Genomic DNA, 13,370 nt, shown 5'->3' with positions numbered 1-13,370 from the left:
AACGCGATCGCACAACTACAAACAATCTACCAGATGCGCCCAAAAATGTCAGTTCCACAATCCCTAGCCGAACTTTCCTCTTCCTATGAAAAAACTATTAACTGACTGGGGTTTCACGCGCCAAGGCTGGAGCAACAACAGCCGGGGCGAATATTTAGTTTTTCTGCAATTAGTATTACTTGCAGCATTTACAATCTTACCAGTTTATCAACTACCCGGATTCAAAATTCAATCAACTCAATTAATTTATCTTACCTGGTTTTTAGCAAGTATTCTCAGCTCTATCGGATTAACTTTCATCATCAAAGGACTGATAGATTTGGGGAAAAACCTCACACCTTTACCCTATCCCAGAGAAGACGGAGAATTAGTCCAAACAGGCATTTACGGAATAGTGCGGCATCCCTTGTACAGCGGCGGCATCTTCGCAGCCCTCGGCTGGACAATCTTTCAATTCAGTTTATCTCATTTAATAGCGACTGCAATTTTACTAATATTTTTTGACATCAAATCCAGACGCGAAGAAACTTGGTTGAGCGATAAATATCCCGACTATTCAGAATACCGCCAGCGAGTAAAAAAACTAATTCCGGGCATTTATTAAAAGTTCGATATTGCTCGAACGACAGTTTCGTTCGAGCAATCGTTCTCTGACATACTCGGCGATCGCAGGTTGTAGCATTAAACTGGTGGATGCGGTATAATTAAGCGATCGCTCATCGAAAATCAGCGATCGCTCGGCCAGCGCCTCCAATGCTTCCATCAGTTGCCGTCCCGAAACTTCGGGCAAAATTTCAGCTTTTAGCTTCGCAGGAGTCGCTGCTTCTTGGTTAATGGCTAACCAGTACATGATTTGTTGTTGCAGGGGAGACAGGCGATCGAATTGGCGATCGAGCAAATCCCACAAATCGCTAAAAACAGTATTTCCTTGCACTAAAAATGCGTGAATGTCACCACCAAAAAGTGTTTGAATAGTCGTTGCAGCAAGTTTCAGGGCGAGGGGATTGCCACCAAAATAATTTACAATATCTCGACATTGCAATAGCGTTACCTTTAATCCTTTATCAGCGAGGATTTGCTGGCATACAGGTGGCGAAAGGCCGAAGAGTTTGAGCGATCGCACGGGCAAATTTTCACCCGATCGCACAGCAAACCCGCCGGGTTGTTCTCGTCCGGTTAAAATCAGACAACTTTGGTGTGGTTCGTCAGCAATGCGGGCAAATAACTGTCGGTAATCTTCATAACCTTGTTGATATTGTCCGCTGCGATTTCCTGCTTGCAAAATCGACTCCAGATTGTCGAAAATTAACAAACAGCGTTTTTGCCGCAACTGTTCCATGAGAGCATGAATAGAGTGATTGGTTTCGGCTGATGAATTAGTTAAAATTGGTAAAATATCGCTGAGGATAGCATCTAATGTCGGTGCTTGCTGCAAACTCCGCCAGATCGCGAATTCAAATTTAGATTGAATTTGCTGGGCGAGTTTGACAGACAGAGAAGTTTTGCCGATACCGCCAATTCCAAAAATACCGATCGCACGGGTAGAATCGCCGCTAATCCAAGTTTCTAATGTTTCTAATTCCTGCAAGCGGTTGTAAAAATAGGAAACATCGATCGCTTCTCCCCAATCTTGGATGCCCGCACTGCTCTGCTGGTAGTGGCGCAAGACTGCTTGCAGATTTTGTTTTGAGACTTTTTCGCCAAGAATTTGAGAGAGATTTCGCCACAAATGCGAACCGACTTGTTTGATATAGTCGTGTTCGTAAAGTAGGCGATCGGCTATCTCTTGATAAGAGTGTCCTTCCCAAGTTTCCAGAAAGACGTGGGATTGAATGTCAGTGAGTTTTTGCTTTTTGTTAACGGATTGTAATATACGATCGACTATGGCGATCGCCTCTTGTGCTGTCATAGTTTGTTATTTTGCCCTGTTCAGCAAATTTACTGATTATTCTGGGTATTAGTCGCATTTCAGGAAATATAAACAAATTTACACAATTAATCGAAAGCAATTGGGTTACAAGCCTCCGGTACAGGCTGTGAGATAAATTCCATTATCTAAAATTTAACATCTAAAATCGATTGACTGCTAGCAGCCTTTAAGGGAATTTACGTAAGTTTACAAAAGCTTGTCACTTTTTCTCACCGGCAGGGCGATCGGATTTAGGTTTTGATTGAGAAAGTCAAGAAGAAGAAATACTTATGAATATGCAACCAAGTCAAGATTGCTTAAACCTTATCAAAGAGTCGGAAGGTCTACATCGCAAACTTCCTAACGGAACAATTGGAGCTTATGTCGATCCAGTCGGGGTATGGACGATTGGTTATGGATCAATTCATCACATTAATAAAAAAAGGGCTGTGAAACAAGGTGATGTGATTACCGAGGCTGATGCTTTAAATTGGTTAAATTTAGAAGTGGAACAGAAGGCAGCAGCAGTGAATAGCCTGTGTACAGTTCCTCTCAAACAAGGTATGTTTGATGCACTCGTTTCGTTCACGTTTAATTTTGGATCGGGAGCCTTAGAAAAATCAACACTTCTGCGTAAGCTCAACAAGCAAGACTACGAGGGAGCAGCCCGTGAATTCGATCGCTGGATTCATGGCGCTGGGAAAGTGCTACCAGGATTGGTGATTCGTCGCAATAAAGAAGAAGCCTTATTCCGACGGGATGGATGGCCAGGTGATGATGTCGAAATTGATGCATCCGATGCTGTTAACCCTCTGGACAAACCCTATCAGCAACAAGAACTTCCCCTAAAGATTACCCGTACCCTAAAGGAAGGATCTGTCGGCGAAGATTGCTACATCCTTAATTGTGCATTAGCAGAACGCGGTTTTCTCAAACTTGACAGTCAGCCGAATAGTTATACTGCTGTCACTAAAGAAGTTGTTGCACGGTTCCAAGGTGAAAATAATCTCAAGATTGATGGGCTTTTCGGTCCCAAAACAAAAGCAACACTTGCTGCTGCACTCGCTAAGTCACGCAAACGTTTGCCTGAACCAATGTTAGAACGGGTTTATTGCCGTCTGACTCGCACCCATCAGGTAAATTCCGACGGGCTGGAGTGGTTGTCACTAGAGTTTATCAGTTCTCAGCAGAACGTTCTTGACTCGCTTCTTGTTGTTTCAGGTATTAGTAGCACACAACAGGAGTTTAATCTTCCTGAAGATAGCGATGCAGGCAGTTTAGAGCCAATTCCTCAAGGACGCTATGTCATCGGCGATATTGATTGGGCGGGTGGTAAGAACAACTACGATGTTGCTCACTTTCATCAAAATGATGGGATTGGTCCAGTCTTTGTTCCTCTAATTAAACATTTCACCCAGATTGACGATCGTGATGCTTTTGGCTTTCATGTTGATTGGAACCAGAACCATTCACCAGGTAGTGCGGGATGCGTTTGCCCAACCACAATCAAGGATTTGAAAGAACTGGTCAGGCTTTTGCGTCTTTACGATCCTCGTGACCTTTTTGTGGACTGGGGACTGCTATAAGTGGACACTGCCCGTTAAAACTCTTAGGACTTACGCACGGGTGTCAGAAACCGGGTTTTTTTACGAAAATATGCGTTGCAACAGGCAAATTCGCTAAAAAACCCGGTTTCTTGGGTCGGAGTTCGTAAGTCCCGAATTTACCAACTTACAAACTTTTACAAAAGCCTGTCACTTTTTCTCATCGACAGGGCGATCGGAGTTGGTTATTCTTTGATTTAAGTCAGAGAACAAGTTGTTCAGACTGTTGAAATTTAAACCTCATTCAATCTGTTCTCAGCATAAGGTGCATCTACTTCAAATTGGTGCAAATTTAAAACTGAGCAGTACCATCGGCTGTAGTTGCAGTTGCCCTGGTTGAACTCGCGACGCTGGTATCCCACTCTTGGATCTGGTTCCTCCCATTGTGACAGGCTAGATGAGTATGTCTGTCAAGTTAAGTTGTGTTTGCCTCCTCAGAGTTATCATGAGAAGAGTAAGCCAGTTGTAACTTTCCTTCGATCTTATGAGCAATTTGCAAGAAATTGAACGTGCCGTCAGTCAATTATCGGCAAAAGAGCTTGCCGATTTCCGCGTCTGGTTTGCAGAATTCGATGCAGAAGTATGGGATCGGCAGTTTGAGGAAGATGTCGCAGCAGGTCGGCTTGACGATCTAGCTAAACGAGCAGTGCAACATTTACGTGAAGGGCGTTGTACCGACCTGTGAAATATCTTGCAACCCCTGATTTTTGGTATCACTATCGACAGTTACCCAACGAGATTCAAGAACTAGCCGATCGATGCTATGAATTGCTGAAACAGGATTCTCGGTATCCGTCACTACACTTCAAAAAAGTAGGTTCGTTTTGGTCGGTACGAATCGGAATACACTATCGCGCCTTGGCGGTAGAAGAAAATGATGATATTGCCTGGTTCTGGATTGGAACCCATGCAGAGTATGACAGATTATTGCGGGGTGGTTAACGCCAGCTAACAAGTCGTTACTGCAAGCTCGTGCTGCGGAAATTGAATACCCGATCGAAGCAGTCATTGAGATGGCAATCGCCAGTTTTCAAGGGCACAGAGGCATTAGGGTAGATTGCAAACCAGGAAGCGGGCAGTAAAATTGTAAAATCTTTGAGGATGTCGATCGCACCTCACCCCTTCACTCCCTCACCAAATAAGGGGAAATAAAGGTTACAGGTGCGATCGCCCTCTCCCCTGACTAATGACTGATGTCAACTATCAACTGACTTTCATTCATGCCGCGTACCATCAGGCATCACCGCACCTTTTAAATTTGCCCCGGTCAAATTTGTCTCCAACAGCAAAGCATTCCTCAAATTAGCGCCCTGCAAATTAGCACCCTCCAGATTTGCCATCCACAGATTCGCCCCCTCCAAATTCGCCCCCTCCAAGTCAGCATTAACCAAAAATATACCTTTCATAAAAGCACCTGTTAAGTTAGCTTTTTTCAAGTTACTCTCTCCCAAATAAGCATCTTCTAAAAACGCCTTTTCTAAATTACTTACCTCCAAATTTGCCCCTACTAAATTGCTGCTTATCAGGTAAACACCAGCCAAATTTGCCTGTTTCAAGTTAGCATTTACCAAATGGACACTCCACAAATTGGCATCTTTGAGGTTAGCATTTTCTAAATTGACGCCTTCCAGAAAAACAGCACTCAAATTAGCCCCGGAAAGATTGCACCTGCGGCATTCTCTCGTTACAAGCAATTGTCGGACTTGATGCTTGACTGAGGAACCGTTGGCTGCGAAAATTATTAAACCTGTAGTTGCTAAGCCGATCGCCCAAACAGTCGCCATCCCGATCGCACTTACAATCTTTCTTTGTGTCATGCCTCGAAAATCCGGGATTAGTATAAAAATATACCTATAATTTCTAGTGTTGGCGATGGCGTTCCGCCCCGCAAGCTACGAGTTTTTTGCTGCTCTTCCCTTCCCTCATGAAAAAACAGTTAAAACTTCAATTGCTAGCGATCGCCCTTATTTCCATCATAGCAACAATCGCTGTTGGGTGCGATCGCCTGCTCAAAAAACCTTTCCAACTCCCCCCATCAGCCAAACAAGAACCCTGGGCAGTGCAAATAGGCCTGCGAGTCGGCCTGATCCGGGACAACATCCCAACAGTCAACCGCATTGTTTTAGTCCCCGACGAAGCCACATTCTTAGCCGCAATCCAAAAGTGGAATTTCAAAGGACACTGGCCGATTCTCATCGAAGATCAAAAATATGCACCGATGTTTTTGCAGCGCTTCCAACCCGAAGAAATTGTCCGTTTACCCAGCATCAAACAGGAGATCCCAAAAGGTCAAAAACTCCAACAATTAATGCTGAAGGCAACAGCAGCAGCCTGGAATGCCACGGATACTCAAACCTTAAAAGCAAAATGGAGAGAACTCGGCTGGGAACCGCCAGGAGTAGTCATCACATCTGAAAATGACCCCGCACGTTTAGCAGCAGTTGCCTTAGCAGCAGCCCGTGGCCAACCCTTAGTATTTCTCGAAGGCAACTTCGGAAAACCGAACGATAACCTTAATACCGCACAGTGGAAAAATCTGCAAACAGCAGTTACAAAAGCTGTTGAATCAACCGGATATTTTTACTCGCAACTCGGAGATGCGATCGACACAATCACGATTGTACGCCAACTAGCAGTAAAATATCAATCCCCCCAAAAGCAAGACGAACAATGGGCTGTTACCGACGGTTTGGGGCGACATCCCAACGGTGAACGCTGGGCCGCGGCTGGCTGGATTTACGGTTCCCAAGTGCGATCGATCTATCAAGCCATGTGCGCCATATTTCTCGACAGCGAAACAGCTATGCTGTATGACAGTTACCCAAAAGAAGGAAATTGGGGAAAATATGAAATGGAGTCAGTAGCTAGCGGACTAAAAAGCATAGGTTTGAATGTCGAATTAGTGCAAAAACCCCAGTCTACTCTCCAATTGTGGCGGAGTTTAGTAGCATCCAAACCGTGGACATTTGACTTAATATTAATGAATTCCAAAGGCTATCCCAAATCATTCCAAGTCGGTAACGGCGACGCCTTGGTTGAGGATATACCAAAACTGAAATTTCCCGCAGCAATCCACATGATTCACAGTTGGTCAGCATCAGATCCAGATGATGCAAATACCGTTGCTGGCAGGTGGTTGCAAAATGGTGCTTACGCCTATGTCGGCAGCGTCAACGAACCTTTGTTATCTGCATTTATTCCACCTAAAATAATGGTCGATCGCCTAAAACGAGGGGCACCTTTTTTAATCGCAGCCCGCCAGCTAGAATCCCCGCCCTGGAAGGTGGCCACCATCGGCGATCCGCTAATGTCGATCGCCAAACCCAAACCCAGAATTCCGGCCGCGCAACAACCGATATGATATACCAGTGGACAGTTGGCAGTGGACAGTTGACAGTTGCATAGTACGGGAATCAAACCATTTATGCTTGACGGGTATCGGCTATATTCATGAGGTTATTTATGTCCTCACCGCTGTGGCAATTGCTATATTTGCGATCGAACAGCCACCATCAAACAGGTTTGTAGTGAGGACTTTAGTCCTATTCCCTGAGGACTTCAGTCCTCACTACAAAATTTCGATTTGAGATATTTTATTCGACCTAAAATCTCAAATCAGAGCATTTAGTTCCAGTGATTTTACCAGAAAGAATTGGTTGAAAGCCTCTCCGTTTTAGGGAGAAATTAAAATCAGACCATTCATTACTCCAATCCTCTTCCTTCTAGGTAGACATCGGTCTCAAACTGTCAACTGTCAACTGTCAACTGTCAACTGTTAAACAGACTGCTAGATGGCAGAGCCTCTAATGCGATCGCCAGAAACTATAAGACTGTAGATATAGTTAATTAGGATTATCGCTCAGTTTATCTAATTTTGAATGTCACTGAGCATACAATTATCAGCTAAAATTCACTCACCCTCAGAAGCGGTCATTCCATCCCAGCCGCCAGCCCCAAAAATCTGCCATAAAATACGCCTTAATTAACTTGTCAATTCCTCTGAAATCACTCAAAATGAAAATAAGAAATAAAATGTAATATTTATCTAACTTCTCACAGAAGAATGAACCGCTAAATGAAAGCCACCCATCCTGTGGAGCTGCTGCCGCCCGGCTCAACCGCAGAAACTCCGCATTCCTCCCGCCTCAGCCCGCTGTTCAGCCGCCTGCATCCGAACCCAGAAACCCTCCTGCTCGTCCTCTCCCTAGTGATCGGGGGAGTTACTGGCGCAGGCGTCGTCACATTTCACTACCTGATCCACTTGATCCACAGCCTGATGCTGGAAGACTTTATGGGGGCGATCGCCTCTTCGGGATCTTGGACTCTAGCGTGCATTCCCACCCTCGGCGGAGTCATCATCGGGCTGATGCGCTGGCGGTTTCGCGATTTTGGCCCCAATATGTCATCCTTAATTGCCGCCACCCGTGGGCTACAAGAACTCTCCCCCCTCAAACCCATCACCAAAATGGTGGCGGCCTCAGTATCCCTGGGCACCGGCGCCTCCCTCGGCCCGGAAGCCCCCAGCGTGGAAATCGGCGCCAACTTCGGAATGCTGCTAGCTCAAATCTTGCAGCTTTCCCCAGAACGGCAGCGCTTGCTCCTCGGCGCGGGAGCAGCAGCAGGCTTATCCGCCGGGTTTAACTCTCCCATCGCCGGAGTCTTTTTTGCCTTAGAAGTCGTACTCGGTAGCACCTTCGCCACTTCGTCAGTCAGCGTTGTCTTGCTCTCCGCCGTAGTTTCGGCGCTGATCGCTCAAATTTGTTTGGGAGCTCAGCCGGCCTTTGCTTTGCCAATCTACGATGTCCGCAGTCCTCTAGAACTGCCTCTTTACATGGGATTGGGACTTTTGGCAAGCTGTGTGTCCTTAGCTTATACAGAAGCAATTCAATTGGCCGATCGCTGTTTTCAAGGAAAAACCCGAGGATTTGCTTGGCTGGGACGACTGCCCCGGCCGCTTCATCCCGTCATCGGCGGTGCGATCGTCGGTTTAGTCGCCCTGCAATTGCCTCAAATTTTGGGTGTGGGCTACGAAACAGTCCAAGCAATGCTCCAAGATGTCAAATTTTCCTTGTCTTTGCTGCTGTTGCTGCTATTCGTCAAACTGGCGGTGACAGCTATCAGCCTCGGTAGCGGTTTAGTGGGTGGTATCTTCGCCCCGGCGATGTTTTTGGGAGCTTCGTTGGGTTCGGCTTATGGCATCTTTTTGGAAATGATCCCGGCATTGAGCGATCGAGTCGCAGGCCCTGCCGCCTACGCAATGGTGGGCATGGCCGCCGTCCTCGCAGGTAGCGCTAGAGCACCGCTGACAGCCATTCTATTGATGTTTGAATTAACCCGCGATTATCGGATTGTATTGCCTTTGATGGCCGCAGTGGGATTGAGTGTTTGGTTGGTGGAGTTTGTGAATCGTCGATCGACAGCCCACAGCCTCAACCTCCAACAAATGGGCGTAGATGTTGCTGTCAACGAGCCGATCAAAGCCAGGGAACAGTTGCAGGATTGGGAAGATGTTTTGGGCGATCGGATCGTCACAGAATTGATTTCTTGCCAACTGCCGATCGATGACGAACACAGGGACGATGAGCCCGTGCTGGCGATCGGCAACTCACATTTGCCAGAAAATGTCAAGCCATTACCTGAAACAAAATCTGCCGTTTGACCGCTCTCAAATCCTGTTGCTTCGCCACCAAACCGATAACCTTAAAACTAAATCTGACTACTATGATATTTATCAACCCGAAAACCGATTACGCCTTCAAAAAAATCTTCGGTTCCTCACAAAGCAAAGAGATTCTAATTAGCTTTCTCAACGCCTTAATTTATGAAGGAAATTCCACCATCGAAGACTTAGAAATTATTAACCCGAATCTGCCTCCCAAACTAGAAGGCTTAAAAGATAGTTATCTCGATGTGAAAGCCAAACTCAGCGACGGCACTTTAGTAATCATTGAAATGCAAGTGCTCAACGTCCAGTCTTTTGGCAAGCGGGTTTTTTACAATGCAGCTAAAACCTATGCTTTTCAATTGGAAGCAGCCCAAGGCTATCGACTATTGAAGCCAGTAATTGCTTTGACAATTACTGACTTTGAGATGTTTCCTGAGAATGCAGAATTTATTTCGAGATTTGTGTTAAAAGAAGTCAATAAAAACTTTACATATCCCGAAAATGAGCTAGATTTAGTATTTGTAGAATTGCCGAAATTTATCAAAGGAGAGGAGGAACTTGAAACTTTAGCAGATAAATGGATTTATTTCATGAAAAATGCGAGAAGTCTGACATCAGTCCCAGAAACAATGGATAGTATACCAGAAATACATGAAGCTTTTAATATTGCGAATCAAGCCAAGTTGAGCCGAGAGGAAGTGGCAGATTTAGACAAAAGAGAACAGTTTATTTATGACCAACAGGGAGCAATTATTAAGTCGCTTAACGAAGGCATAAAACAAGGCATAAAACAAGGCATAGAACAAGGCATAGAACAAGGCATAGAACAAGGAAAGCGAGAAGAAAAGTTGGCGATCGCCCGACAATTACTTTCACAGCTAGATAATGACAAAATCAGCCAAGTTACAGGGCTTACCGTTGAGGACGTGCAAAATTTGCGGGGCGATTCCTAAATATTCCAACAAACTACGCCTCACTGATTGAATCACTACTACAAAATTAAAGCCATGATATTTATCAACCCAAAAACCAAATACGCCTTCAAAAAAATCTTTGGCTCCTCAGAAAGCAAAGAGATTCTAATTAGCTTTCTTAACGCCTTAATTTATGAAGGAAATTCCACCATCGAAGACTTAGAAATAATCAACCCAAATCTGCCGAGGCAACTTGCAGATTTAAAAGATACTTACCTCGATGTCACAGCCAAACTAGACGATGGCACCTTAGTCATTATTGAAATTCTAGTTCTCAACGTTCAATATTCTGGCAATCGGGTATTGTACAATGCAGCCACAACCTACGCATTTCAATTGCAAAGAGGAGAAGGCTATCGAATGCTCAAGCCATTAATAGCTTTAACCATTACAGATTTTGAAATGTTTCGCAACAGCCCTAACTTAATTTCGAGATTTGTGTATAAAGAAGTTGAAAGCAATTTAAACTATCCCGAAGATGCCATGAATTTAGTGTTTATAGAATTACCTAAATTCCATAAAGAAGCAAGTCAACTAGAAACTTTGACAGATAAATGGATATATTTCATGAAATATGCCAGAATGCTCTCAGAAGTTCCCGAAACAATCGATAGCGTACCGGAAATCCACAAAGCATTCGATCTTGCCAATCAAGCCCGGTTAAGTCGGGAAGAAGTAGAAGTTTACGAACGCAAGGAACAGTTTATTCACGACCAACAGGGAGCAATTATTAAAGCTGTTGAAGAAGCAAGACAGGCAGGAATACAGGCAGCAAGAGAACAAAGAAAACGAGAAGAAACGCTAGCGATCGCCCAACAATTACTCTCACAGCTAGATAATGGCGCAATCGCCCAAGTTACCGGGATTAGCGTTGAGGATGTGCAGAATTTGCGGGTAGATTCATAGTTTAAATTAATTAGGCACAGGGAGTGGATTTGTAATGTCACTAGACTATCCTGAATATGAAGAACTACGCAAGCAAAGTTGGTTCTTGGGATTGCTTTGGCGTATAGGTGACTTGGGATACTATCTTGGGCTATTTGGCGCATTAGGATCGCCATTAATGATGATTTACAGTCAACTCACGCGAAAAGGTCATTTGCCCTGGCATACAGCCTTATTGGGTGGATTTCTGTGTACAGCATTCTGCGTTTGCATCTTTTTGGCTTCCGCACAGCTTAAAAGTTTTGCGTTCAAAAGAGGAGACGCTTTAAAGAATAAACGTTATCGATAAAGCGGACGGCACGAATATCTTGGTGCTGGGTTTGAGGTTACTTGCCACGATTTATCGCCCGCACTCAACCCATCGCTCTGGCAAACACTGGCGCTACACTCAACTCTGGGGTAAAATAATCAAATATTATCAACAATCGGCAGAGAGGGGCTTCGGTGGCAGGAAACGAGGCAACTGCGAAAAACAAAAGTCAGAAAAAACCCGGAAAAACCCCCTTGGGTTCCAGTCATTACGGCTTGTTAGGGCTGCATCCTTCAGCCTCTGCGATCGAAATTCGGCGATCGTACCGGGAACTGAGCAAACTCTACCATCCCGATACTACCGACTTGCCACCCGCAGTCGCCACCGCCAAATTTCAACAGCTCAATAACGCCTACGCCACCCTCAGCAACCCAGAACGTCGCCTCGCCTACGACCTCAAAATAGGTTATTCTCGCCTGAATGTGATTCAGTCGCCCCCGGGCTTCAACACTCCGGTTTCGGGATCGAGTAAAAAAACTTCTAACTCGGCTTACCTAGATCCCACGGATCGCCCTCTGTCCCCCGGCGAAATATTCGCTCTATTTATCATGGGGGCTACTTTAGTCGGATGCTTGGTACTGGCGATCGCGATCGGCTTAATTCGTGGCAATTGACAACTAAAAGTTCTAAATTAAAGATTAACTACAGTTTTCCCAATTCCCAATTCCCAATTCCCAATTCCCCATTCCCCATTCCCCATTCCCAATTGCTCATGACTCTTCCTTCCGCTGACACTCCTTTGTACAGCCATCCACTCCCAGAAATCGAACAGTGGCTAAAAAGCCGCGGCTGCGAGCAAGATCGGCGAGAACTCCACTGCTGGCAGATCGATCGACCAACCTGGAAAGCAGAACTCTCCCTCGATATCGATCAACTCACTATCCGCTATATTGACGCCGGAGCCGACGGCCAAGACATTCAGCGAGCCTTCAAATACTCGCTCTCGCGTCACGACATTGAAGATGCCGTTTTCTCAGGCCCCTAATTTGATTTTAGATTGGCGATTTTAGATTTTAGATTGAGGAATATACTTCAGAATCAATACCTAATTGGCAACTGAAAAATTAATCTAAAATCTAAAATCCAAAATCCAAAATCGTTTTTAGATTTTAGATTGAGGAATATACTTCAGAATCAATACCTAATTGGCAACTGAAAAATTAATCTAAAATCCAAAATCCAAAATCCAAAATCCAAAATCGTTACACTTTGCCAAATCGGCGGCTGCGCTGCTGATAGTCAGACAAAGCGCGGTGAAACTCCGATCGATCGAAATCCGGCCACAGCGTCTCAGTAATGTAAATTTCCGAATAAGCCATTTGCCACAGCAGAAAATTGCTCAGCCGCATTTCCCCGCTCGTCCGAATCAGCAAATCCGGATCGCAAACATCAGCAGTATACAAATAGCGTTTAAATAAAACCTCATCAATCTCCTCTGGCTGCAACTTGCCCTCTTGTACCTGAGTGGCGATCGCCCGACAAGCCTGTACAATCTCCTGGCGGCCACCGTAATTCGTCGCCACCCGAAACAAAATCCCCCGATTGTGCTGAGTAGCCGTCACAGAGCGCTCGATTTCCGCCTGCAAAGACTTCGGCAAAGCCTGCAAATTCCCCATAAATTGAATTTGCACGTCCTCGTCCACCATCTCGCGCAATTCTTGCCGCAGCTTGCCCTCAAACAAACTCATCAAAAAATCCACCTCCCCGGCCGGCCGGCCCCAATTCTCCGTCGAAAAAGCATAGGCTGTTAAAGCTGGAATTCCCCAATCTTTGCAGCAGCGCAGCAGTTCTTTGAGAGCGCTAGCTCCTCGGCGGTGCCCCGCAATCCGTGGCAACCCCTTATTCTTAGCCCAGCGCCCGTTTCCGTCCATAATCACTGCTATGTGCTTAGGCAGTAGTTCTTGTTGTAGATCCGCAGGCAACTTTTCCAAGCAAATTCCTTGACTCATGGTTTCTCCCGATT

13 protein-coding genes are annotated in these 13,370 nt (G+C 45.3%); 10 read left to right on the top strand and 3 right to left on the bottom strand.

Annotation, left to right across the window (positions count from 1 at the left end; all coding sequences use genetic code 11):
• The first annotated feature begins 85 nt into the window (after nucleotides 1–85).
• Nucleotides 86–604 (top strand): isoprenylcysteine carboxylmethyltransferase family protein, encoded by a 519-nt coding sequence (locus JGK11_RS02330; protein ID WP_293176081.1) that lies wholly within the window; start codon nucleotides 86–88, stop codon nucleotides 602–604.
• Here JGK11_RS02330 and JGK11_RS02325 read toward each other — a convergent pair.
• Nucleotides 584–1,909, bottom strand: coding sequence for an NB-ARC domain-containing protein (locus JGK11_RS02325; RefSeq protein ID WP_293210428.1), 1,326 nt, complete (start codon nucleotides 1,907–1,909; stop codon nucleotides 584–586). The two genes, JGK11_RS02330 and JGK11_RS02325, sit on opposite strands and share 21 nt — an antisense overlap.
• 290 nt (nucleotides 1,910–2,199) lie before the next feature.
• On the opposite strand from JGK11_RS02325, the gene JGK11_RS02320 reads away from it, so the two are divergent.
• The 3 genes from JGK11_RS02320 to JGK11_RS02310 all read left to right on the top strand — a co-directional run bounded on the left by JGK11_RS02320 (nucleotide 2,200) and on the right by JGK11_RS02310 (nucleotide 4,455).
• Nucleotides 2,200–3,495 (top strand): glycoside hydrolase family protein, encoded by a 1,296-nt coding sequence (locus JGK11_RS02320; RefSeq protein WP_293210425.1) that lies wholly within the window; start codon nucleotides 2,200–2,202, stop codon nucleotides 3,493–3,495.
• A gap of 502 nt (nucleotides 3,496–3,997) precedes the next feature.
• Nucleotides 3,998–4,198 (top strand): hypothetical protein, encoded by a 201-nt coding sequence (locus JGK11_RS02315; protein WP_293210423.1) that lies wholly within the window; start codon nucleotides 3,998–4,000, stop codon nucleotides 4,196–4,198.
• Nucleotides 4,195–4,455, top strand: a complete 261-nt coding sequence (locus tag JGK11_RS02310; protein ID WP_293210421.1) for a hypothetical protein — start codon at nucleotides 4,195–4,197, stop codon at nucleotides 4,453–4,455. Before JGK11_RS02315 ends, JGK11_RS02310 begins: the two co-directional genes overlap by 4 nt.
• A gap of 272 nt (nucleotides 4,456–4,727) precedes the next feature.
• Here the strand turns inward: JGK11_RS02310 and JGK11_RS02305 are convergent, their stop codons facing one another.
• Nucleotides 4,728–5,330 carry a pentapeptide repeat-containing protein gene (locus JGK11_RS02305; protein WP_293210419.1) on the bottom strand — a complete coding sequence of 201 codons (603 nt, stop codon included), beginning with the start codon at nucleotides 5,328–5,330 and terminating at the stop codon, nucleotides 4,728–4,730.
• 107 nt (nucleotides 5,331–5,437) lie between these two features.
• On the opposite strand from JGK11_RS02305, the gene JGK11_RS02300 reads away from it, so the two are divergent.
• From JGK11_RS02300 to JGK11_RS02275, 6 genes are all read left to right on the top strand, one after another.
• Entirely contained in the window at nucleotides 5,438–6,874 is a 1,437-nt protein-coding gene (locus JGK11_RS02300) for a hypothetical protein (RefSeq protein WP_293210417.1), read from the top strand.
• Between the two features lie 714 nt (nucleotides 6,875–7,588).
• Nucleotides 7,589–9,172, top strand: a complete 1,584-nt coding sequence (locus tag JGK11_RS02295) for a chloride channel protein (RefSeq protein ID WP_293176070.1) — start codon at nucleotides 7,589–7,591, stop codon at nucleotides 9,170–9,172.
• Nucleotides 9,173–9,234: 62 nt separating this feature from the next.
• Nucleotides 9,235–10,131: an Rpn family recombination-promoting nuclease/putative transposase gene (locus tag JGK11_RS02290; RefSeq protein ID WP_293192427.1), complete on the top strand. Its 897-nt coding sequence runs from the start codon at nucleotides 9,235–9,237 to the stop codon at nucleotides 10,129–10,131.
• A gap of 54 nt (nucleotides 10,132–10,185) precedes the next feature.
• Complete coding sequence (locus JGK11_RS02285) at nucleotides 10,186–11,058, top strand: Rpn family recombination-promoting nuclease/putative transposase (protein WP_293192425.1); 873 nt, start codon at nucleotides 10,186–10,188, stop codon at nucleotides 11,056–11,058.
• A gap of 483 nt (nucleotides 11,059–11,541) precedes the next feature.
• Entirely contained in the window at nucleotides 11,542–12,021 is a 480-nt protein-coding gene (locus JGK11_RS02280; protein ID WP_293176066.1) for a J domain-containing protein, read from the top strand.
• A gap of 98 nt (nucleotides 12,022–12,119) precedes the next feature.
• Nucleotides 12,120–12,392 (top strand): DUF3143 domain-containing protein, encoded by a 273-nt coding sequence (locus JGK11_RS02275; RefSeq protein WP_293176326.1) that lies wholly within the window; start codon nucleotides 12,120–12,122, stop codon nucleotides 12,390–12,392.
• Nucleotides 12,393–12,609: 217 nt separating this feature from the next.
• On the opposite strand, the gene JGK11_RS02270 is transcribed toward JGK11_RS02275, so the two are convergent.
• Nucleotides 12,610–13,356 carry an isoprenyl transferase gene (locus JGK11_RS02270; RefSeq protein ID WP_293176064.1) on the bottom strand — a complete coding sequence of 249 codons (747 nt, stop codon included), beginning with the start codon at nucleotides 13,354–13,356 and terminating at the stop codon, nucleotides 12,610–12,612.
• Nucleotides 13,357–13,370: the final 14 nt, after the last annotated feature.

The organism is Microcoleus sp. PH2017_34_RAT_O_A, assembly GCF_020737885.1.
GTDB lineage: Bacteria > Cyanobacteriota > Cyanobacteriia > Cyanobacteriales > Microcoleaceae > Microcoleus.
The sequence above is the reverse complement of the archived record's forward strand: the minus strand, read 5'-3'. Positions and strand labels throughout refer to the sequence as shown.